This window comes from Massilia sp. METH4 (assembly GCF_037094685.1).
Lineage (GTDB): Bacteria > Pseudomonadota > Gammaproteobacteria > Burkholderiales > Burkholderiaceae_D > Rugamonas.
Genome location: NZ_CP146614.1, coordinates 5126422 through 5147952, shown reverse-complemented (window position 1 = coordinate 5147952; position 21531 = coordinate 5126422). Strand labels below are relative to the sequence as shown.

The 21531-nt window shown below is 67.0% G+C and carries 13 protein-coding genes and 1 pseudogene; 3 read left to right on the top strand and 11 right to left on the bottom strand.

Annotation, left to right across the window (positions count from 1 at the left end):
• The first annotated feature begins 71 nt into the window (after positions 1-71).
• Positions 72-1748, top strand: coding sequence for a glycoside hydrolase 43 family protein (locus V6Z91_RS22555; protein WP_338761456.1), 1677 nt, complete (start codon positions 72-74; stop codon positions 1746-1748).
• On the opposite strand, the gene V6Z91_RS22550 is transcribed toward V6Z91_RS22555, so the two are convergent.
• The 3 genes from V6Z91_RS22550 to V6Z91_RS22540 all read right to left on the bottom strand — a co-directional run bounded on the left by V6Z91_RS22550 (position 1697) and on the right by V6Z91_RS22540 (position 6903).
• Positions 1697-4729: a TonB-dependent receptor gene (locus tag V6Z91_RS22550; RefSeq protein ID WP_338761453.1), complete on the bottom strand. Its 3033-nt coding sequence runs from the start codon at positions 4727-4729 to the stop codon at positions 1697-1699. The genes V6Z91_RS22555 and V6Z91_RS22550 overlap by 52 nt on opposite strands.
• 357 nt (positions 4730-5086) lie before the next feature.
• A complete protein-coding gene (locus V6Z91_RS22545; RefSeq protein WP_338761450.1) occupies positions 5087-5806 on the bottom strand; it encodes a LytTR family DNA-binding domain-containing protein in 720 nt (239 codons plus the stop codon).
• Positions 5807-5817: 11 nt separating this feature from the next.
• Positions 5818-6903, bottom strand: a complete 1086-nt coding sequence (locus V6Z91_RS22540; RefSeq protein ID WP_338761447.1) for a histidine kinase — start codon at positions 6901-6903, stop codon at positions 5818-5820.
• Between the two features lie 167 nt (positions 6904-7070).
• Between V6Z91_RS22540 and V6Z91_RS22535 the strand changes: the two genes are divergently transcribed.
• Positions 7071-7961: a DJ-1/PfpI family protein gene (locus tag V6Z91_RS22535; protein ID WP_338761445.1), complete on the top strand. Its 891-nt coding sequence runs from the start codon at positions 7071-7073 to the stop codon at positions 7959-7961.
• A 134-nt stretch (positions 7962-8095) separates the two neighbouring features.
• On the opposite strand, the gene V6Z91_RS22530 is transcribed toward V6Z91_RS22535, so the two are convergent.
• Positions 8096-10522 carry a DNA internalization-related competence protein ComEC/Rec2 gene (locus V6Z91_RS22530; protein ID WP_338761443.1) on the bottom strand — a complete coding sequence of 809 codons (2427 nt, stop codon included), beginning with the start codon at positions 10520-10522 and terminating at the stop codon, positions 8096-8098.
• A gap of 203 nt (positions 10523-10725) precedes the next feature.
• Between V6Z91_RS22530 and V6Z91_RS22525 the strand changes: the two genes are divergently transcribed.
• Positions 10726-12054 carry an alpha/beta fold hydrolase gene (locus tag V6Z91_RS22525; protein WP_338761441.1) on the top strand — a complete coding sequence of 443 codons (1329 nt, stop codon included), beginning with the start codon at positions 10726-10728 and terminating at the stop codon, positions 12052-12054.
• A 127-nt stretch (positions 12055-12181) separates the two neighbouring features.
• On the opposite strand, the gene V6Z91_RS22520 is transcribed toward V6Z91_RS22525, so the two are convergent.
• The 7 genes and pseudogenes from V6Z91_RS22520 to V6Z91_RS22490 all read right to left on the bottom strand — a co-directional run bounded on the left by V6Z91_RS22520 (position 12182) and on the right by V6Z91_RS22490 (position 21490).
• Positions 12182-15184: a TonB-dependent receptor gene (locus V6Z91_RS22520; RefSeq protein WP_338761438.1), complete on the bottom strand. Its 3003-nt coding sequence runs from the start codon at positions 15182-15184 to the stop codon at positions 12182-12184.
• Positions 15185-15496: 312 nt separating this feature from the next.
• Positions 15497-17641 carry an EAL domain-containing protein gene (locus tag V6Z91_RS22515; protein ID WP_338761435.1) on the bottom strand — a complete coding sequence of 715 codons (2145 nt, stop codon included), beginning with the start codon at positions 17639-17641 and terminating at the stop codon, positions 15497-15499.
• 127 nt (positions 17642-17768) lie between these two features.
• Positions 17769-17888 (bottom strand): annotated as a pseudogene (locus V6Z91_RS22510) (IS110 family transposase); the annotation flags it as partial.
• 123 nt (positions 17889-18011) lie between these two features.
• Complete coding sequence (gene udk / locus V6Z91_RS22505; protein WP_338761432.1) at positions 18012-18653, bottom strand: uridine kinase; 642 nt, start codon at positions 18651-18653, stop codon at positions 18012-18014.
• Positions 18654-18726: 73 nt separating this feature from the next.
• Positions 18727-19530: a TatD family hydrolase gene (locus V6Z91_RS22500; protein ID WP_338761429.1), complete on the bottom strand. Its 804-nt coding sequence runs from the start codon at positions 19528-19530 to the stop codon at positions 18727-18729.
• Positions 19531-19533: 3 nt separating this feature from the next.
• A complete protein-coding gene (gene lolD / locus V6Z91_RS22495) occupies positions 19534-20217 on the bottom strand; it encodes a lipoprotein-releasing ABC transporter ATP-binding protein LolD (RefSeq protein WP_338761427.1) in 684 nt (227 codons plus the stop codon).
• 4 nt (positions 20218-20221) lie between these two features.
• Complete coding sequence (locus tag V6Z91_RS22490) at positions 20222-21490, bottom strand: lipoprotein-releasing ABC transporter permease subunit (RefSeq protein WP_338761423.1); 1269 nt, start codon at positions 21488-21490, stop codon at positions 20222-20224.
• Positions 21491-21531 lie beyond the last annotated feature (41 nt).

The following is a 21531-nucleotide window of genomic DNA, read 5'->3' as shown; positions in this document are numbered from 1 at the left end:
CGGATCCGCCTTGACATGCGCTGCCATGCCGGTCTCTACTGGCCGGTAACACTGACAAGACGGAGACGACGATGGACCTGCGACATGCCCTGGCCGGGCTGCTGGGCGGCTGCTGCGTGGCCCTTGCCGCCGCGGCACCGCACGGTACCGCGATACAGCACTACCGCAACCCGGTCATCCACGCCGATTACTCGGATCCCGACGTGATACGGGTCGGTGAAGACTATTATCTCGTCGCCTCCAGCTTCCATTTCTCGCCCGGCCTGCCGGTCCTGCAATCGAAGGACCTCGTGCACTGGAAGATCGTCGGGCACGTGCTGCCGAAGCTCGATTTCCACCCCTCCTACGACCTGGCCGCGCCCTACACGCTGACGGACAGCACTTCCAAGCCCGTCGGCCCCGGCCTGCGCTACGCCGGCGGCGTGTGGGCGCCCGCGATCCGGCACCACGCCGGCCGCTTCCACGTCTACTGGGCCACGCCGGACGAAGGCATCTTCATGAGCACGGCCGAACACCCGGCAGGACCATGGTCGGCTCCGGTCACCGTGCTGGCCGGGGCGGGCTACGAAGACCCCTGCCCGTTCTGGGACGACGACGGCAAGGCCTGGCTGGTGCATTCGAAAGTGGGCGCCGGCCCCATCATCCTGCACGCGATGAGCCCGGACGGCACGCGGCTCCTCGACGGCGGCCGCACCATCGTCGAGGACAAGGAAAAGCTGCCCGTGCTGGAAGGACCGAAGGTCTACAAGCGCAACGGCTACTACTACATCTTCGCGCCCATCGGCGGGGTCGGCACGGGGCCGCAAGCGGTAATGCGGGCCCGCTCGATACAGGGGCCTTTCGAGCACCGCACCGTGCTCCACCCCGGCAACGGCCTGGCCGGCCCGCACCAGGGCGGCTATGTGGAAACGCCGTCGGGCGAAGGCTGGTTCGTTCATTTCAACAGCACGGGGGCGTTCGGCCGCATCACGCACCTGCAACCGGTGACCTGGCGCGATGATTGGCCGGTGATGGGGAACGAAGGCTTGCCGGTGCTCGAACATGCCGCCCCGAGGACGGCGGCGCAGTCGCCCGGCTGGCGCCTGCAGGATTCCGACGAATTCTCGGGCAGCACGCTCGGGCTGCAATGGTCGTGGAACCATAACCCCGATCCCGGCCGCTGGAGCCTGGCGCAGCGGCCGGGCTTCCTGCGCATCGAAGCGGGCAAGGCCCGCCATTTGGTCGGCGCGCGCAACACGCTCACCCAGATCCTGCAAGGCCCGGCCTCCGAGATCACCACCCGCATCGAGCTGGCCGGAATGGGCGACGGCCAGCGCGCCGGGCTCACGCTGTTCGGCGTGAAGGTGCCCTGGATCGGCGTCGCGCGCGCCGGCGCAACGACCTACCTGACCTATGCGAACGGCGGCGAAGAAACACGCGGTCCCCGGATCGACGGCGGCAGCATCGTGCTGCGCGCCACCGTGCGGGCCGATCAGACCGTGCAGTTCTCGTATGCCCTCGACGGGACGAGCGGCTTCACGGACTTCGGCCCCGTCACGCCGCTGGCGAAGTTCTCATGGTGGAAAGGCAGCCGGCCCGGCGTATTCACCTATGTCCGCGCGAGCGAGGACGAGCCGCGATCGAACGCCACCCCGGACCAGATCCGCCGCAACTACATCGACATCGACTGGTTCCGGGTGGCGCGCCAGCACGGGGCCTACATGCGGATGTTCAGGGTGGCAAAGAACGTCCTGCCCAGCGGATCGTAGGTAGCCGAGACGGAATTGTTCGACGGCAGCTGGGTCGATCCCAGCACCGGCGGATCCTTGTCCGTCACGTTGCGCACGCCCGCCGTCAGGTTCACCGACTTGCTGAAGTCATAACCGGCCGTCAGGTCGAGATACGTGTAGGCCTTGATCTTCGGGTTGGTCAGCGAGTCGTAGGCGGGCGGCGTGGCGCCCCGGCGCAGGGGAATCGCATAGGCGTCCGTCACCACGCTGCTGCTGTAGCGCGCCCGGGCCGAGAGCATCAGCTTGCCCGTGTTCAGCGTCACGCGCGCCGTGCCCTTCCACCGCGAGACGGGCTGGCCGCAAGTGCCGCCCCAGGTGCCCGCGCATTCGTTCGTCACGTCGGGGATATCCTGGATCGGCGTAAACGTCAGCTCGTCCACATACGTCCAGTTGGTGTCCAGGTTCCAGCGCGACGGGGCGCCGGACAGGCCCCACGCCGTGTTGAAACCGTAATGCGCCGCCAGGTCCACGCCGCGCGTGTCGATGCCGCCGATATTGGCGGCCGTCGTCATCACGTAGGTTGGCGCGGCGATCTGGCCGGTGACGGGGTCGCGGTTGATCGCCCGGCAGTATACGCTGTCCACGTCCTGGATCGTGTAGTAGCACAGGTCCAGCACGGACTGGATGCCGCCGCCGCCCAAGGTGGAAATGGCCTTGTCCAGCGTGATGCGGTAGAAGTCGAGCGACAGTTGCAGGCCGCGCACCGTGCCCGGGGCGAACACCGCGCCCACCGTGGTCGTGTGGGAAGTTTCCGCCTCCAGGTTCGGGTTGCCGCCCAGTATCTGCGTGAGGAATTGCGTGGGTTGCACCGATGCGTCGAACACGAGGTTGCCCGGCACGCCGGTCGCCTGGCACAGTGCGCGCACGGCTGCCGTCTGCTGGCCCGCGGCCGCGCGGCTCGAGCACGGGTCGATCGCCGTCGGACCGTTGCGGCCCTGGCCGCCGAACAGCTCGCCCACGTTCGGCGCGCGGATCGACTTCTGCCGCTGCACCCGGAACGTCAGGCTGTCCGTGGGCGCCCACTCGGTGCCGATGGAGCTGGTCCACACCTTGCCGACCGACTCCACGTCGTAGTCCGAACGGCGGAAGGCGCCGCTCACGGACAGGCTCTTCGCGAACGCCCGGTCCTTCAGCAGCGGCACGCGCGCCTCGCCGTAGAATTCCTTCACGGTCGACTCACCCTCGGTGGGCCGCGCTGCGTTCCAGCCCGACACGTCGCCCGAGGCCAGGAACGCATCCGGCGTGTACTTGCTGTACGCGTGGCGCCGCTCGAAGCCGGCCGAGAAATCCACGGGCCCGGCCGGCAGCTCGGCCAGCTTGCCGGTGACGTTGGCGGCGACCACCTGCTGCTCGGCCACGATATCGGAGTTGGACGAGATCATGATCGCCTCGCGCGCCGCACCGCTCATGTTCTGCCCGAACGGATTCAATACGGGCGCGGCGCCATTCTGCGCCAGCATGGCGTTCTGGAAGCGCGACAGCGAAATGGAGCCGGCCTGGTACTGCGATTCCGTGGTGCGGGCGTTCGTGTAGTACACGTCGTATTTCAGGTCGCTCAGGTAATTCTCCGACACCGATGGCAGCTCGCCCTTCAGGCCGATGGCGAAGCGATACACGGAATGGTCGGTTTCGGCCAGCCGCGTGCCCAGGTCGGACAGCCGGCGGTTCAGGTTGACGAGCGCGAGGCCGTCGCCTGCCACCGTGGTCAAGGTCTGCGAGCCGTTCGTCGCGCGCAAGGTGCCCGACTCGCGCAGGTCGAGCTGGCGCATCACTTCCTGCATCTGCGGGCTCAGATAAGGGTTGTTCGTATCGACGAGGAAGTTCCCGCTGGCGCTCGTGGGGCCGATCTGCACCTTCGCCGTGTTGCTGCTGTAGTGCAGTTCGAGGTAGCCCGTGGTGCGTTCGTTGAAATCGTAGTGGGCGAAGGCATTGCCCATCCACCGCTTCTGCGGCGTGACGACATAGGACAGCGGTCCCAGGTCGTAGCCGTCGTCGGGCGCGACATATGGCCGCACGGCCCGGCCGCCGGCATCGAAGATCGCGCCCAGCGTGCCCATGCCCTGCAAGCCGGCCGCACGCAGGGCGGCATCCAGCGCTGGATTGGACGCGGCCGAACCGATGACCGGCAAGTTGCCGATGCGGCCATTCGGGACGGTGGAGGAGCCGCTGTAGATCAGTCCCGGCCGGCCGCCGGCGGACAGGCAGGTCTGTCCCGCGGGCACCGCCAGCGGCGTGCCGGGGCGCGTGGCCGACCATGATGCCGCCGTCACGCAGCCATCGCCCAGCGACGGCAGCGAATAGCCGCCCAGTTCGCCGCGCGTCATGCCTTCGCGGTCCATGTAGTTCAGGGACAGCACGGCATTGCCGCGGTTGTTGGCGAAATTGCCGCCCACCGTCAGGTCGACGCTGGTCGTCGGCGTCTTCGTCGGCTGGTCCCAGCTGCGCTGCGTGTTCAGTTCCACGCCTTCGAAATTATCGCGCAGGATGAAGTTTACGACACCGGAGATCGCGTCCGAGCCATACACGGCCGACGACCCGCCCGTGACCGTTTCGATGCGGCGCACCAGCGCGGCGGGAATTGCGTTGATGTCGGTGGTGAAACCCGGCCCCGTGATGGCGAAGCGGCGGCCATTCACGAGGACCAGGTTGCGCGTCGGCCCCAGGTTGCGCAGGTTCAGCGTGGCGGTACCGGATGGCTGGCCCGCCTGCATCGTGTTGGCCGTGGGGCTGCTCAACTGGCTGGCGGTGAATTGCGGGGTGTCGGTGAGCAGTACCTCGAGGTTCTGCGTGCCCGTCACCTTCAGCTCCTGGGCATCGAGCACCGTCACCGGTGTCGGCGCCAGGAAACCCCGGTTCACCAGGCGCGTGCCGGTGACGACGACCTTGTTTTCTGGCGCCACGGTCGCGGGGGCTTCCTGCACCTCCTGCGCGGCCGCGTGGCCCGGCACGATTGCCGCCATGCAGGTAGCGACCAATACGGCCGATATGGATTGCTGTTGCCGGGTGTTCGTGTTACCGCTTTGCCTTTGCCGCATGCTGGAATCCCCCAATCGAATCGTTATCGGTTTCCATCCTCCGCACGTCCAGCGGGCTGCCTTGCAGCCGTGAACGGAATCGATGGTAGGGAGCGGGAATCGGGCGCGTCAATCGGGCAAACGCTCACGAAGATGATTAATGAGACGGCGCTCATGCCTTTGCGCGCCAGGGCAACTTTTCTCTCATTGCGCGCCGATGTCGTCAACGGACCTGCGTCGTGGCGAAGGCGTCTTGCGCATTTTTGCCCCGCCAGCGGTCACGGCGTGATCGAACGCAGTGGCTCACTCCACCGCCAGCTTTTCCACGACCGCCTTGCGATAGCGCCGGCTCATGCGCAGGCGGTGCGGACCGTCGAGCACCACCTCGTACTCGCCGTCCGCGCGGATTTCCAGGGAGCGCACGCGCTCCATGTTGACGATCGCCGAGCGGTGGATGCGCTGGAAACCGTGCGGTGCCAGCAGGCTTTCCAGCTCGGCCAGGCTGCGGCGCAGCATGTGCGCTCGGCCGCCGGCATGCAGGGTGGCGTAATAGTCGCTCGCTTCGATCCAGTCGATGTCCGCGTACCGCACCACGTCCAGCGAACCGGCGTTCTTCACGATGAAGCGCCGCGTTTCGCCGGGTACGCGCAGCCGCGCCTTGACGCGCTCCAGCACGCGCGCGAAGCGGGCGTCGTCGTAGGGCTTGAGCAGGTAGTCGAGTGCCCCCACCTCGAAGGCGCGCAGCGCGAACTGATGGTGGGCGGTGACGAAGACGATGGCGAAAGGCGGCGCGGGGCCAACCCGCTCGAGCAGTTCGAAGCCGTCGCACTCAGGCATCTCGATATCGAGGAATACCAGGTCCGGCTGCAGCGCCGCCAGCGCGGGCAGCGCCTCCTCCCCGGAGCCGTACTGGCCCACCACCTGCACCGTCGCGTCGCGCGCCAGCAGCAAGGCCACGTTGCTGCGTGCCAGCGGTTCGTCGTCGACGATCACCGCACGCAGGGGTGCGGGGTGTCCGCTCACGGCTCCTCCCGTCATGGCTCCTCCCGATAAGGCAGCACCAGCATGGCCAGCACTCCATCGCCCTCGTTGCGCAGCGTGAGCGCCTGCGCCTCGCCATACAGCGCGTGCAGGCGCTGGCGCGAATTGGACAGCCCCACGCCCTCCCCGGCGCCCACCGACAGCGGCGGACCGTCGTTGTAGACCTGGATCGCCAGCCGCGCACCATCGGCAGCCGCGCTCACGCGCAGTTCGCCGCCCCTGGCGCGCCGCGCGATGCCGTGCTTGATGGCGTTTTCCACCAGCGGCTGCACGATAAACTCCGGAACCTGAGCGCGCAACAGCGCGGCGGGAACGTCGATCCGGCAGCGCAGCCGTTCGGCAAAGCGCGTCTGCTGGATCGCGAGGTATTTTTCGATGAAGGACAGCTCGTCGGCCAGCGTCACGAATTGCCGGTCCGGGTCGTCGGTCACCCGCCGCAGCAGGTCGCCCAAGCCCGCCGTGATGGCGATCGCTTCGTCGCCGCGCTGTTCGCGCACCAGGGCCGTGATGGCATTCAAGGCGTTGAAGATGAAGTGCGGCTCGAGCTGCCGCCTGAGTGCGGTCAGGCGGGTTTGCGCGAGGAGCTCCGCGAGCCGCGCGCTGGCCGCCTGCTGCTGCAACAGCCGCGAACGCGCCTCGAAGGTGATGGAAAGCGCCACGATCGCGCCATAGATGATGACGTCCCCCACCAGGTTGCCCATGAATTTCGCTTGGAACAGCGGCAGGAAAGGATCCGGGCCGCGCGGATAGGCAAAGGGATCGGTGGTGTGCTCGAGGAAGGCGCTCCAGGCAGCCCATGCCGCACCGGCCGCGAGGCAGGCTACGCCATGCAGGCACCAGGACCGCGCATCGCGCGCGGGTAGCGGAAAGCGCCGTAGCAGGCGCAGCACCACCGGCGTCCACAGGGCCCAGACGAGCCAGGAGGCCACCGTCACAAGGAACAGCGTCACCCATGCATGCTCCATGCCCATGGCGTGCATCGATACCACCGTCTGCGTGGCATCGAACAGGCCGAGGGCCAGCCAGGCGAGCGCCACGCCGCGCCACATCCGCCCATCTTGTGAAGTCGTTCCGATCATGGCCGCCATGATAAGGGATAGCTCGCCGCGGTGGAGGATGCGGCCGGCCGCGCGAGGGCGCTTTGCAGCGAATGCACGGCTGCCTGCAGCCGGGCGCCTCGCGCGGGGCCGGCCAGGACGGGACAATGGCGCCATTGCCTCGAGCGAGGTGCAACCAGGAACCGAACATGCAGCGACGTGACCTCTTCCGCATTTCCACCGCAACGGCGCTCGCCGCGGCGTTGCCCGGCCCGGCCGCTGCCGGCCGGCCCGCGCCGGCCGAGCCGTTGCGCCCACCTGCCGAAGGGCCGATCCCGGTAGCCTTCGTGCTCTCCGCGGGCGCCGTGGTGATCGATTTCGCGGGGCCGTGGGAAGTATTCGATAACGCCAGCGTGCCGGGCCGCGGCGAGGGGCCGGCGTTCCAGCTGTACACCGTGGCCGAAACGCTGGCGCCGATCAGGGCCAGCGGCGGCATGACGGTCGTGCCGGACTTCACGTTCGACACCGCCCCGGCGGCGCGCGTGGTCGTGATCCCGGCCCAGGGCCCGCCGACCGAGGCGCTGCTCGGCTGGATCAGGAAGGCCGCGCGCACGGCCGACCTCACGATGTCGGTCTGCACCGGCGCTTTCGTGCTGGCGAAGACGGGCCTGCTGGCCGGCAGGTCGGCCACTACCCACCACGGTTCATATAGCACGTTCGCGATGCAATTCCCGGACATCAGCCTGCGGCGCGGCGCGCGCTTCGTGGAAACGGGGAACCTCGCCAGTTCCGGCGGCCTGTCCTCGGGCATCGATCTCGCGCTGCGCGTGGTGGAACGCTACTTCGGCCGCGCCGTCGCCCTGAACACGGCCGATGCGCTGGAATACCAGGGCCAGGGCTGGCTGGACCCGGATGCCAACCGCGCGTACGCGAAACCGCGGCGTCTCGCGGCGGCGCAAGCACTGTGCCCCGTCTGCGAGATGGTGGTCGACAAGGCGGGGGCGCCGGCCAGCGCGTGGCGGGGCCGAACGTATCACTTCTGCATGACCGATCACAAGAAGGTGTTCGACGCAAATCCCGGTGCGTTTTCAGGCAGATGAACCGGGTTCGAACCGGCTGGCGCGCGACGCGCCGTGGTACCCACCGCACCGCTGGAACGCCGTCCTGCCACCGTTAGCCTGCTGGCCGGGTACTGACGTTGCAACTGCGCCGTTCCATCGATCCGCGCCCGTTTTCAATGCCAGTAGCGTGGGCGCAAGCGCCGGTATTGCTGAAGCGAGACGCCATCCGCGACGGTGATCAGCACGGCGCCGGCTTCGTCGGTACGCACGACATGGACACGGCGCTCGTCGTAGCGCTCCATGACTTCGCGCTTTGGATGCCGGTAGCGATTGCGGTAGCCGACTTGTAAAATGGCCACTCGGGGGCGTACCGCGTCGAGGAACCCGGCCGTGGACGACGTGCCGCTGCCGTGGTGCGGCACCAGCAGCACGTCTGCACGCAAGCCATCTCCCGATCTTGCGACCAGTTCCGCTTCCTGCCTTGCTTCGATGTCACCGGGCAGCAGTACCGTGCCCCCGGGAGCCACGATCCGCAGCGTGCAACTGCGTCCATTGGTCTTCAGCGCGGCATCGGCATAGCTCGCAGCCGTCGGATGCAGCATCTCGAAACGGATGCCATCCCATTCCCAGCGCTGGCCCGCTTCGCAAGGCCGGTGCCGCGCCGCGGCCAGCGCCACCGCATGGCTGCCCGCCAGCGAGGACAGCATCCAGCCCGCCTTCACTTCCTTGAGCACCGCCAGGGCGCCGCCCGCGTGATCGGCGTCGCCATGGCTGACGACAATGCCGTCGAGCCAACCAATGCCCCGTGCCCGCAGGTAGGGCACGATTACGCGGCTGCCGGCATTCGCCTCCGGTCCATACGATGGCCCGGTGTCGTACAGCAGCCGGTGGCCCGCCGTTTCGACCAGCACGGCCATCCCCTGCCCCACGTCGAACGCCACGATGCGGACCGTGCCGGGCGCGGGCGCGTCCGGCTGGGCGGCGAGCAGCGGCACCCAGCAGGCGGCGCCCAGCCAGCGCACCGGCCAGCCGCGCGGCGCCAGCAGCCAGAGCGTGCCGGCCAGCGCAATGGCGAACAGCCACCAGGGCGGCACCGGCGCACTGTACACGGCGAGCGGCGCGGCGCTGAACCATTGCAGCAGGCCGGCCAGCTGCCGCATCAGTTCGTGCGCCAGCACCAGCAGCGGCGTGGCCAGCGGTTCCGGCAGCAAGCCGCCGGCCAGGGCGAGCGGCGTGACAAGCAGGCTGACGACGGGGATCGCGATCGCATTGGCGAAGGGACTGACGATCGACACCTGCGCGAACAGCAGCATCGTCAACGGCACCAGGCCGAGGGTGACGGCATACTGCGTCGTCGCCGCGGCGCGCAGTGACGCGGCCAGGCGCTGGCGGCGGGTGAGCGGCGTACCGCGCCGCGCGCCGGGATCGATGGCGGCCGGGTCGCCGGCATTCTTGTACACCGCGGTACGCCCGACGGTGGCAAACAGGATGACGGCGACGGCGCCGAAAGAGAGCCAGAAACCAGGCCACATCACGGCCCAGGGATCGATCAGCACCACCAGGCCGGCCGCAAGCGCCAGCACGTGCGACACACAGGCGATCCGGTCCGTCCACAGCGCCAGCGCGACCACGCACAGCATGGTCAGCGTGCGCTGGGCGGGAACGCCGAAGCCGGCAAGCGCCACGTACACGAGTGCCGCCAACATGCCGGCCAGCGCCCCCACCTTCTGTGCCGGCAACAGCAGCGGCCACTGCGCATGGCGGACGAACAACGAGCGGCGCCAACATGCGGACGCCGCCCAGGCCACCAGGCCGGCGATCATCGTGATGTGCAGCCCGGAGATCGACACCAGGTGGCTGACGCCGGTGCGGGCGAATGCCTGCCAGTCTTCCTGGTCGATGCCGCGCTGGTCGCCGATCACCAGCGCAACGATCACGGCGGCATATTCGCGCCCGTCGAGCGCGCGCCCTATCTTGCCGCGCAGGCTGTCGCGCATGCGCTCGACGGCATTGCGCGGCGTGAACACGAACTCGTCCAGCCGCTCGTGCGGTCCTTCGAGCCGCACATAGCCGGTGGCGCGGATGCCCTGTTCCAGCAGCCACAGCTCGTACTCGAACCCGTGCGGATTCGCATTGCCGTGCGGCCGTTGCAGCCGCATCTTCAGCCGCCAGCGCTCGCCGGGGCGCAGCTCGGGCACCGCTTGTACATCGCCACGAAACCCGGCATACCACGACAGCGCGATGCGCGGCGGCACGCGCAGACCCTCCGCGCGTTCGACGTCGAAGACGAACCGCGTGAAATGGCTGGTACGGTTCGGTAACATGGCAATCGTGCCGGTGACGAACACATCGCGGCCCTCGTCGGCCTTGGCCAGCTCGGGCGCCAGCGCGTGCGATGCCAGCAGCGCGGCCCAGTAAAAACCCAGGGCACATGCGCATGCCGTGCCTGCCGCCACCCTCGCCCACCCGTGCGCGAGCCGGGCGATCGACGCGGCGAGCACCAGCAGCGCCACGAGTGCATACAGGGGGTGAGCCGGCAGCGCGGCCTGCGATTGCAGGAACGCCGCACCGGCGACAAAGCCGAGGATCGCGCTGCGCATGGCACCTCACGGAATGGGTCGCGCGGCGGGCGCGGCGGAGGCATTACGATAGGCGGTGGCGCCGCCACCGCGCCTTGCGTTCCGTCAAGCCGGGATGCATTGTCCTTATTCCGGCATGATATATCCAAGGCCGGATTTATTCATTGACTTCGCCGTGGCGAGCCGGGACACTCCGTGGTATCGGTACCACCAACAAAGGGAGAATGATGAAGGCTGTCGGAGCGGTTCTGGGCGTGATGATTGCCGCATGCGCGCTGCCCATTGGCGCGCAAACAATGGGACAGGTTGCCGCGCCAAGCGTGGACTACTACGGCGATGCGCGGCCGGATGCGCCCGAGCTGGCGGCACGCGGCAACTTCCAGGTGGGCGTGCGCACCCAGGTCATGGAGCATCCCGACCAGCTGGACATCCTGAATGCCACGCCAACCAATCCGAATCCCCGCTACACCCGCAAGCTGACGCTGGAAGTCTGGTACCCTGCCAGCCTCGCCGCCGGGGAAAGGGAACATACCGTTTATACCGATGTCCTGGGATCGGGACCCGGCAATGCGGCACGGCCGAACACCCCGTTCCAGTTCCCCGGCCGCGCCGCCCGCGACGCCGCGCCCCGGCCCGCCGGTACGGCATCGGCCCGTTACCCGCTCGTCATCGTGTCACACGGCTATCCCGGTTCGCGCCTGCAAATGAGCTACCTCACCGAGAACCTGGCATCGAAAGGCTATGTCGTGGTGGCCATCGACCATCCCGAGTCGACGCGCGCCGACAAGGCCGGTTTCCCCAGCACGCTGCTGAACCGCCCGCTGGACGACCTGTTCGTGCTCGCGACCGTGGCGGCGTGGGCGCAACCGGGCAGCGGCCATTTCCTGGCCGGGCAGGTCGACGCGGACCGCACCGCGCTGCTCGGCTACTCGATGGGCGGCTACGGCGCGTTGAACACGATCGGCGCCGGCATCAGCGCCGCGGCCGTGGCCTTCGTGCCCGGCGGCAGCCTGGCCGTGCACCAGCACGGCAATCCCGCATTCGAAGCGCGGCGCGACCGGCGCATCAAGGCGGCCGTCGCCTTCGCGCCATGGGGCGGCGCCAACAAGATGTGGGATGATGCCGGCCTGGCCGGCGTGCGCGCGCCGGTACTGTTCATCGCCGGCGACCAGGACGATATCTCCGGCTACGAGGAAGGCGTGCGGCGCCTGTTCCGGGGCGTCGTCCATGCCGACCGCTACCTGCTCACCTACCGCGGCGCGCGCCACAACGTCGCGCCGAATCCGCCACCCCGGGCGGCGGCGGCGGCGGGGCTGGAAGACTTCATGGCCTATGCGGAACCGGCGTGGGACAGCCGGCGCATCAACAACATCAACCAGCACTTCGTCACCGCCTTCCTCGGCGTCACGCTGAAGGGGCAGCCGCTGCAAGCCTACCTGGACTTGCCGCCCTTGCCCTCCGGCGGCGCGGCGGGAGCCGATGCGGCGCCGTGGAAAGGGTTTCCTAAGCGGTCCGCGGTGGGACTCGATCTCGAGCACCTGCCGGCAAGGTAGGCGCACGCCCGGCCGACCATATGCCCTGCCGGTGCCGGCCCCCTGCATCGCCACGGGTCGAGGTGCGACAGCGTAAGCGTGGCGCTCGGACCGCCATGCGGCCGGCTGCGCGCCGCCGTGCCCCGGCTTACAGGCTGAAACGCAAGCCCACCCGATACATGCGGCCGAGGACGTCGAACAGCGAGGGATTCAGGCCGTAGCCCACGTTCGGGCCAGGCGCCGTCGGCGAATTGCGGTCGGTCAGGTTGTCGATCTTCGCATAGGCCATCACGTTTTCGGACACCTTGTACGTCGCGCCCAGGTCGAAATACAGCGCGCCCTTCATCTGGTTGTTGTCGATGGTCGGATGGATCGTCGTCGCAACCGGACAGTTGGTCTGGCACTCGATGTACTCGTTGCTGTAGACCCCATTGCTGATCCAGCGCTCGGTCAGCGTCACGCTGGCGCGGTCGGTCGACCAGGCTTGCGTGGCCAGCAGTTTCCAGCGTGGCGTGGAGCCCAGGTTGACGCCCGCCGCCTCCGTCGGGATCGTTCCGGGCACGCCCGAGTCGGTGATGTTGTCGATCGTATGCGTGGCCAGCGCACGCAGCGTGAACATGCCGGGCAAGCCCAGATTCGCCATGCTGCCCCGGTACGAGGTTTCGATATCGAAGCCCCGCAGCTTCAGCGACGCCAGGTTGAATTGCTGCAGGCGGACATAATTATTCGACGGCACCGGGCTGTCGAGCAGCATGGCGGCGCACAGTTCCTGGTTGCCGGCAACGCACAGGTCCACTTCCTGCTGCAGGCCCAGCGTCGAGATGACGCCGTCAACCTTGATCGTATAGTAGTCGATCGAGGCGCTGAAGCCCGGCAACCAGCGCGGCTGCGTCAGGACCACGCCGACCTCGGTGCTGCGCGCGGTCTCCGGACGGAGCGCCGTGTTGCCGGTCACCTGCTGCTGCACGGTCAGCGTGGTGCCGCGGTAGTTCACCACGTTATTGGTGGTCACGATCGGCGCAAACAGTTCGCTCAGGTTGGGAGCGCGTACGTCGCGCGAGGTGACGGCGCGCAGGCGCAGTCCGTCGACGGCCGTTTTCCAGGTACTGCCGATCTTCCACGTCTTGGCGTTGCCGGCGGTGCTGTAGACGGTGCCGCGTCCCGCCACGTTCAGGTTGGCCTCGCCCAGCCAATCGGACTTGAACATCGGCAGGTTCAGTTCGAGATATGCCTCGCGCACCGAATACTCGCCCTGGCCGTTGCGGTAGTTGCCCGCAAACCAGTTACCGCCCGTCGTCGCGTTCAGCACCGGATCGGCCGGATACTCGACCGAGTTCGGGCTATCGGGCGTGACGCCGTTCCCGTAGGGGTCGGCGCGCACGACGTACCCTTCCTTGCGGTACTCGAGGCCGGCGGCGACGGCCAGCGGGCCGGCCCATAGCGTCCATGGCTCGCCGCTCACGTTCAGGCTGGCCACGTCCTGCGTCTGGCGGGTGTGCTGCTGCGGGCCGAAGCCGGGCATCACATAGGCCAGCGCGCCGGTGCTCTGCGGCACGTTGCCGATGATGTTGAGCGGCTGGCAGCCCGCGTTGCGCGCCACCACGCTGCGGCAGACGATGCTGCCGTCGGGCAGCCTGACGGCGTCGATGGCGGCGTTATAGCGCGGCGTGAGCGTGATGTTCCTCACATACAGGTCGGTGTGGTTGATGCCGCGCTGGTAGTAGGCGTTGTACGACCAGTTGGTCCCACCCGCGTCGAAGCGGCCATCGGCACCGATCACGTAGCGATTCTGGCGGCGCAGCGGCTCGACACTGATGTTTTTCGGGAAGTTGGCGTTGCCGGTACCGTACTGGAAACTGGTGATGTTGTTGGCCGCGCAGGCCGCCACGATCGACGCGGGCAGGAACGGGTTGTCGCACTGGATCGTCAGGTTGGCGTTTTTCGGTGCGCCGGCATTCGGCGTGTTCGAGGAGTCGACCTGGGCCACGTTGGTCGTGATGAAGATTTCATGGTCCGCGTTGATCGCGTAGCTGAGGCGGGTGTACAGGTTCTCGCGCGTGAGCGCGGAGGCCAGGCTGGTGCTGTTGCCCGAAGTCCCGGACAGGTCGCCGCCCACGCAGTACGGGCTGATGCAACCGCTGACGCCGCCTTTTCCGTCGGGCACGCCGTTGCCGCCGTAGTTGAATTTGTAGGGGACGCCGCCATCGCCGAAGGCGGTTCCTTGCAGCGGTCCGGAGGTGATCAGGCCATAGCGGTTGTACTGGTAGGGCTGGGCGTTGCGGATGTCGTACATCTGCGGCCGGCCATCGGTGGTCTGGGCCAGCGGGCGTGTCTGGAAAGCCGGGGCATTGAAGGCCGTGCGGCCGTTCGGACCGGGCCCGATGCCGAAGCCGTGCGGCGGCACGCCGTCTTCCTTGCTGCGCTCCCCGCTGACCACGAAGTGCAGCTTGTCGTCCAGGAAGCCACGGCCCCAGGCCGCCTGCAGCGTGACGTTCCGGTCGTCGTGATACTTCGTCTGGCCGCCCTGGATGTTGGCCTTGAAGCCGGTGAACTTCTTGTCCGTGATGAAATTGACGACGCCGCCGATCGCGTCCGAGCCATATGAGGCGGAAGCGCCCCCGGTGACGACATCGACACGCTTGACCAGCAGCTGCGGGAACTGGCTGATGTCCGTCACGCCGGTGACGTTGGCCGGCACCACGCGCTGGCCGTCGAGCAGGGTCAGCGTACGGTTCGCCCCCAGGCCGCGCAGGCTGAACGCGCTCAGGCCCTGCAGGCCGCTCGACGTACTGTAAGTGAGCACCGAATTGCCGGTGCTGCCCTGCAGGGCGGGCAACTGGGCGATGGTGGTGAAGACGTTGGGCTGGGCCGATTTTTCGATATCGTCGGAGGTCAGCGTGGTGGTCGGTGTCGGCTGATTGTAGCCGCGCGCCGAGATGCGCGAACCGGTCACTGTCACCACATGATCGCTGGCCTGGGACGTGGCCGCCGGGCTCGGCGCGGCCCCGGCCGCGGGAACTGGCAGGGTCTCCTGCGCGCGCAAGGACGCGGAGCCGATCAGGCCCGCGCCAAGCAACACCGCCGTGGAGAATTTCAGGGGAAATGGTCGTGCGGGCTCGGCCGCGATGCGGCAACCGGTATGCAAGTTCATGTTGTCTCCGTTGTGGTTTTAACAGGCTTCCTGATACTGAAATTCATCTTAGAGATAGCGCTATCACCGATCCAATGACTTTTTTCTCGAATGTGATAACGTTTCCAATATCACGATGCGATCCACGTACCGGCAGGCCTGGCGGCGGGAATCGCCTGCGCGTGGACGAACTGTGCGGAAGGGAATGCCCCAACGACGCCTGGGATGCCGCGGCTGCGGCGAGGCTGCGGCGTGGCTGAGGGATGCAACGGGTAGCCGGCGCGCTATGGAGCTCGGCGGGAAGCCAGCTCGACGGCACGGCAGCGGCCGGGGTCAGCCGACCATTTGGTCCCGGTTGGTGGACTGCGGGCTGCCTGCGTACTTCCTCTCGAATTCCAGTATCGGCATCGGCCTGCCCAGCAGATACCCTTGCAGTGTGTTGCAGCCGCTGTCGATCAGGAAGGCGCGCTGCCCTTCGTGTTCCACGCCCTCGGCCACGATATGGAGCTTGAGCTTCTGGGCCAGCGCGATGATGGCTTCGACGAATGGCGTGGCACCCTCGTCCAGGTGCACGTCGTGGACGAAGGAACGGTCGATCTTCAGGGCCGTCAGCGGAAAGCGCTTCAGGTAGGCGAGCGAGGAATAGCCTGTGCCGAAGTCGTCCAGCGAGAAATGCACGCCAAGGTCGCACAGCGCGTGCATGCGTTCGACGATCGCGGCCACGTTCCCCGCGAACACGCTTTCCGTCAACTCCAGGCACAGCTTGCCCGCGGGTGCGCCCGTCTGCCGCAGGATCGCCGCCACGCTCGCCGGCAGGTCGTCGTCGCGGAACTGGTGCGCGCTGACGTTGACAGCCAGCTCGACGTGCCGGAGGATGCAGTCCCCGCTCCAGCGTGCGAGTGCGCGGCAGCTTTCTTCCAGCACATGGCGGCCGAGCGGCACGATCAGGCCCGAAGCCTCCGCGACGCCGATGAATTCGTTCGGTGAAACGAGCTCGCCATTGCCGCGCTGCCAGCGCAACAGGATTTCGGCACCGACCAGTCGCCCGTTCACGCAGAATTGAGGCTGGCAAAACAGGACGAACTGTTTCGCCGAAATACCTTCGTGCAGCGCGCGCTCGAGCGCGGCCTGACGCTCGGCGGTGGCCTGCATGTGGGCGTCGAAGAAACGTGCGGTATTGCGCCCGTCCGACTTGGCCCGGTACATCGCCAGGTCCGCCTGCTTGAGCAGGGTTTCGATATCGGTCTCGGTGCCATGGAACAGCGTGATGCCCATGCTCGGCGTGCTGAGGAATTGGCGGCCCGCCAGGCAGTACGGCTGCCCCAGCGCGAGCAGCAGTTTTTCCAGCACGTGATGGGCTTCATTGACCGCCGCGGCCGCCTCGTCGCCGAGGTCTTCCAGCACGATGACGAACTCGTCGCCCCCCAGGCGGGCCAGCTGGTCGCAATGGCGCACCGTATGGCGCAGCCGATCGGCAACTTCGCGCAGCAGCTGGTCGCCCAGGTCATGGCCCATCGTGTCGTTGAGCAGCTTGAAATTGTCCAGGTCGAGGAAGATGACGGCGCCGAGGCGCCCGTTGCGCTGGCTGCGGGCCAGCGCGTTCCCCAGTTCCTCGATCAGCAACCGGCGGTTCGGCAAGCCGGTCAGGTGATCGAAGTACGCCAGTTCATGGATACGTTGTTCCGCCGCCTTGCGCTCGGTCAGGTCGGTATTCGTGCCCGAAAGGCGCAAGGCCTTGCCGTCGGCGCCGCGCAGCACGTAACCGCGTGACAGGGTCGGCACATAGTGTCCGTCCCGGTGCCGCAGCCGGAATTCGAAGCTGTAGCCTTCGCGCTGTCCCTGGATCACGTCGGCCAGGAAGCTCGCCACGCGCTGCCGGTCGTCGGGGTGGGCCAGCTCCAGCCACAGGCTCGTCGTGGTTTCCAGTTCGCCCGGCCGGTAGCCAAGCATGCTCCACCAGCGATCGGAATAATAGATCTCGCCCGCCACCAGATCATAGTCCCACGGTGCGTCCGTCGAGCCCTGCAGCACGAGGCGCAGCCGTTCCTCCGATTTCTGCAGGTTCTGTTCCGCCTGTTTCAGCCGGGTGCAGTCGGTGAAGCACACGACTACCCGGCACAGCTTGCCGTCGCTGTCGAATTCCGGATAGGCATTGCAGATGACCCAGCGCACCGATCCCGCTGCATCGGTGGGGATGCCGACAAGGACCTGGGATTGCTGGCGCCCCGTGCGCCGCACCACATTGACGGGGAATTGCTCCTCGTCCATGCGCTTGCCATCAGCGTCCAGCAGATGCCAGGCGCCGTCGCTCGCGGCCGTACCGCGCAACTGCTCGACAGTACGGCCGATCAGGTCGCACGCCAGCGTGTTAACGTTGAGAATCCGGCCGTCGGCATCGTGCACGACGACGCCGGCAGGCATGTGTTCGAGAAGGTCGTCAAGCCGGCGCTGGACCTCCGCGGCGGTGCTGGAAGTCATGGGTTCATGGTCATCGAATTGGCCGAGGTGCGTTCGATGGTATCACGCTGCAAGCGGGTGTCGCGCCCGACGGCAATCGTGTCGGCGCCCGCCACGGTTCGGCTGGCGACCAGATCAGGCGGCCGGACTGAATCCGATGCATCGCCAACGCTGCTTGCTGGGCTGCGGTTTTTACCGCTGCAGCCTTTACAGCCGGTTGCTGAGCCGCCATGTAGATCGCGCGCGCATCAGCCGCATCGCTCTTGTTCCCACCAGCGCAGCCGAACAGCGATTGCCAGCCGATCTCAGCCATAAGGGAAAACCCGCTTCTGCGCACTCCACCGAAGCGCGCCATTGCGCCGAGTGGACAAAGGCTTCCGCTACGTGAGTATCAGGGTCGCTTCAACTGCCCGATAACGCTCGCAACCTTGGTGGTAATGACATCGACCGCCCGTTCGTTCGCGCCGTGCGGCAGGATGACGTCGGCGTGCCGCTTGGTGGGCTCGATGAATTGCTTGTGCATGGGGCGCACGGTGCCCATGTACTGGCTGACGATGCTGTCCATCGACCGGCCGCGCTCGGCGATATCCCGTTGCAGGCGGCGGATGAAGCGCACGTCGGCCGCGGTGTCGACGAAGATCTTCAGCGACATCATGTCGCACAGGTTCGCGTCATACAGGGCGAACAAGCCCTCGATCACGATGACCGGTGCTGGTTTGACGGGAATGGTCTTGCCGGTGCGGGTGCTGACCGTGAAGTCATACTCCGGCATCTGGACGGTTTCGCCGTTGCGCAGGCCCTGGACGTGCTCGACCAGCAGCGGCCAGTCGAACGCATCCGGATGGTCGTAGTTCTGCTTGCGGCGCATTTCCGGTGTCAGGTGGGTCTGGTCGCGGTAGTAATCGTCCTGCATCACCACCGAAACCAGTTCCGTGCCGAACGAAGCCAGGACTTGCTGGGTCACCGTTGACTTGCCACTGCCGCTACCGCCGGCGACCCCGATGACAAACGGTACATAGGAACTCTCATTCATCCCCGAATGATACCGGAGTGGCGGGCGAACCGACAGGTTCGGCAGAAAGTCTGGTCCCCATGAGCGCGCGCCTTCAGGCGCCCATCAATGCCCTCAGGCGCGGCATCACATCGTATGCGCTGGTGGTGGTCGCATCGCGCAAGTCATCATTGGACATACCACGCAACTGCGCCAGCACCGCGCCGATCCCCGGTACCTGATCGGGCGTATTCACGCCGGGATGCACCCACTGCGGCGCGATATCCGGCGCATCCGTCTCCATCACGATGGCCGACAGCGGCAACTGCTCGGCCAGGCGGCGTATCTGCAAGGCCCGCGTAAATGTGAGGTTGCCGCCGAAACCGAGCTTGAACCCCACGTCGATGAACCCCTGTGCCTGCTGGAAGCTGCCATTGAAGGCGTGAGCAATGCCGCCCGCGGGTGGAATCTGCCGCACATGTTTCAGCACCTGGTCCTGCGATTTCCGAACGTGCGTCAGGATCGGCAGCGCGAATTCGCGGGCGATCTTCAATTGCTCGCGGAAGAAGTGCACCTGCTTGTCGCGCATGGCCGGCTCGCGCAGCGCGGGAATGAAGAAATCCAGCCCCACTTCGCCGATCGCAACGAAGTTCGGATCATCGAGCGCCGCGCGTACCGCCTCGCGCATGGCGACCAGGTCGTCATCGGTGGCGCGCGGCACGCAGATCGGATGGATGCCGATGGCGTATGCAGCATTGGCAGCGGCGGCCCCCAACGCGCGCACGGCATCCCAGTTCCCTCGCTCGATCGCCGGAATGACGATCATGCCGACGCCCTTCTCCAGCGCGCGGGCCGCCACGCCCAGCGAATCGCCGCCGAATTCGCGGGCGTCCAGGTGGCAGTGCGTGTCGATCCACATGGCTTACTCCGGTCTCAAGCCTTCTTCCGTCAGCCGCAGCACGCGGTCGCAGCGGCGCGCCAGTTCAGGGTCGTGCGTGACGATCACGAAGGCCGTGCCGAGGGTGCGCGACAGTTCCAGCATCAGGTCGAAAATGTGCTCGGCGGTCGTGTGATCGAGGTTGCCGGTCGGCTCGTCGGCCAGCACGCAGGCCGGTTGCGTGACGAGGGCGCGCGCCAGCGCCACGCGCTGCCGCTCGCCGCCCGACAGTTCGCCCGGCACGTGCGTGACGCGCTTGGCCAGGTTCACGCGCGCGAGCATCTGCAGCGCCGCTTCCTCGGCCTGCGCGCGCTTCACGCGCCGGATCATCAGCGGCATCGCCACGTTGTCCAGCGCGGAGAATTCCGGCAGCAGGTGGTGGAACTGGTAGACGAAGCCCAGCGCCTGGTTGCGCAGATCGCCCCGCGCCGCTTCGGACAGCGTGGCGAAATCCTTGCCCTGCAAGGTCACGCTGCCGGTCGACGGCGTGTCGAGGCCGCCCAGCAGGTGCAGCAGCGTCGACTTGCCGGAACCGGAGGCGCCCACGATGGCCACGCGTTCGCCCCGATGCACGGCGAAGTCGATATTGGCCAGGACCTGCACGGCCTGGCTGCCTTCCTTGAAGGTCTTGCCCAGGTTGCGGCAGGAGAGCACGGCGGTGTCGTTCATTTGCTCATTCATAGCGCAATGCCTCGGCTGGTTTCACACGCGATGCCCAGCGGCTCGGGTAGATGGTGGCCACGAAGGCCAGCAGCACCGAGATCAGGCCGATCGTCGTCACGTCCGGCCAGCGCATGTCGGACGGCACGGTGGTGATGTAATAGATATCCTTCGACAAGAACTGCACTCCCAACAGGTTTTCGATAAACGGCACGATCACGTCGATGTTCTGCGCCACCAGCACGCCGCCGCCCACGCCGATGGCGGTGCCGAGCAGGCCCACCAGCGCGCCCTGGATGACGAAGATCTTCATGATCGAATTCGGCGAGGCGCCCAGCGTGCGCAGGATGGCGATGTCCGGCTGCTTGTCGGTCACCGTCATCACCAGCGTGGACACCAGGTTGAACGCCGCCACGGCCACGATCAGCGTGAGGATGATGAACATCATGCGCTTTTCCACCTGCACGGCGGCGAACCAGTTGGCATTGAGCTTCGACCAGTCGCGCACTTCCAGGTTGGCCGGCATGAGCTGCTTCAGTTCCTCGGCCACCTGTGGCGCGCGGTGCATGTCCGCCAGGCGCAGGCGCAGGCCGGACGGCGCCTCCATGCGCAGCATGCGCTGCGCGTCTTCGAGGTGGATGAAGGCCATGCCGGCATCGAATTCCTGGTGCCCTGCCGCGAAGATGCCCACCACCGTGAACGAGCGCATGCGCGGCACGACACCCGCTGGTGTCACCGTCCCCTGCGGCAGCACCATCGTGATCTTCTCGCCGATGCCGGCGTTCAGGGCCCTGGCCAGGTCGATGCCCAGCACGACATTGAATTCGCCGGGTCGCAGGGCGTCGAAACTGCCGAACTTGACGTGGCCGGCCACGTCGGACACCGCCGGCTCCTGCGCGGGCAGCACGCCGCGCACCATGGCCGGGCGCAGCGCGTCGCTGCCGTGCATCAGGCCCGCCTGCATTTCCGAGAACGGCGCGGCGCCCTTCACTTCCGGGTGGCGCAGCGCGTTCTTCGCCTGCTGCTGCCAGTCGGGCATGCCGCCGGCCTTGTCGAACACTTCCACGTGGGCCAGCACGGAGAGCATGCGGTTCGTCACGTCCTTCTGGAACCCGTTCATTACCGACAGGATGATGATCAGGGCGCCCACGCCGAGCGCGATGCCGGCAGTGGAAATGAGGGAGATGAAGGAAATGAAGCGGTTGCGGCCGCCGCGCTTGCCGGCCCGCGTGTAGCGCAGGCCCACCTGCCATTCGTAAGGGAGATTCTTCAGGAAGCTCATCGCTCGTCATTCCAAGAGGGAGCCGGAGTTTGCCACATTTT

Coding starts and splice junctions, on each gene's coding strand:
- V6Z91_RS22555 (WP_338761456.1), top strand. CDS start 72: ATGGACCTGCGACATGCCCTGGCCGGGCTGCTGGGCGGCTGCTGCGTG.
- V6Z91_RS22550 (WP_338761453.1), bottom strand. CDS start 4,729: ATGGCGGCAATCGTGCCGGGCCACGCGGCCGCGCAGGAGGTGCAGGAA.
- V6Z91_RS22540 (WP_338761447.1), bottom strand. CDS start 6,903: ATGATCGGAACGACTTCACAAGATGGGCGGATGTGGCGCGGCGTGGCG.
- V6Z91_RS22535 (WP_338761445.1), top strand. CDS start 7,071: ATGCAGCGACGTGACCTCTTCCGCATTTCCACCGCAACGGCGCTCGCC.
- V6Z91_RS22530 (WP_338761443.1), bottom strand. CDS start 10,522: ATGCGCAGCGCGATCCTCGGCTTTGTCGCCGGTGCGGCGTTCCTGCAA.
- V6Z91_RS22525 (WP_338761441.1), top strand. CDS start 10,726: ATGATGAAGGCTGTCGGAGCGGTTCTGGGCGTGATGATTGCCGCATGC.
- V6Z91_RS22520 (WP_338761438.1), bottom strand. CDS start 15,184: ATGAACTTGCATACCGGTTGCCGCATCGCGGCCGAGCCCGCACGACCA.
- V6Z91_RS22515 (WP_338761435.1), bottom strand. CDS start 17,641: ATGACTTCCAGCACCGCCGCGGAGGTCCAGCGCCGGCTTGACGACCTT.
- udk (WP_338761432.1), bottom strand. CDS start 18,653: ATGAATGAGAGTTCCTATGTACCGTTTGTCATCGGGGTCGCCGGCGGT.
- V6Z91_RS22500 (WP_338761429.1), bottom strand. CDS start 19,530: ATGTGGATCGACACGCACTGCCACCTGGACGCCCGCGAATTCGGCGGC.
- lolD (WP_338761427.1), bottom strand. CDS start 20,217: ATGAACGACACCGCCGTGCTCTCCTGCCGCAACCTGGGCAAGACCTTC.
- V6Z91_RS22490 (WP_338761423.1), bottom strand. CDS start 21,490: ATGAGCTTCCTGAAGAATCTCCCTTACGAATGGCAGGTGGGCCTGCGC.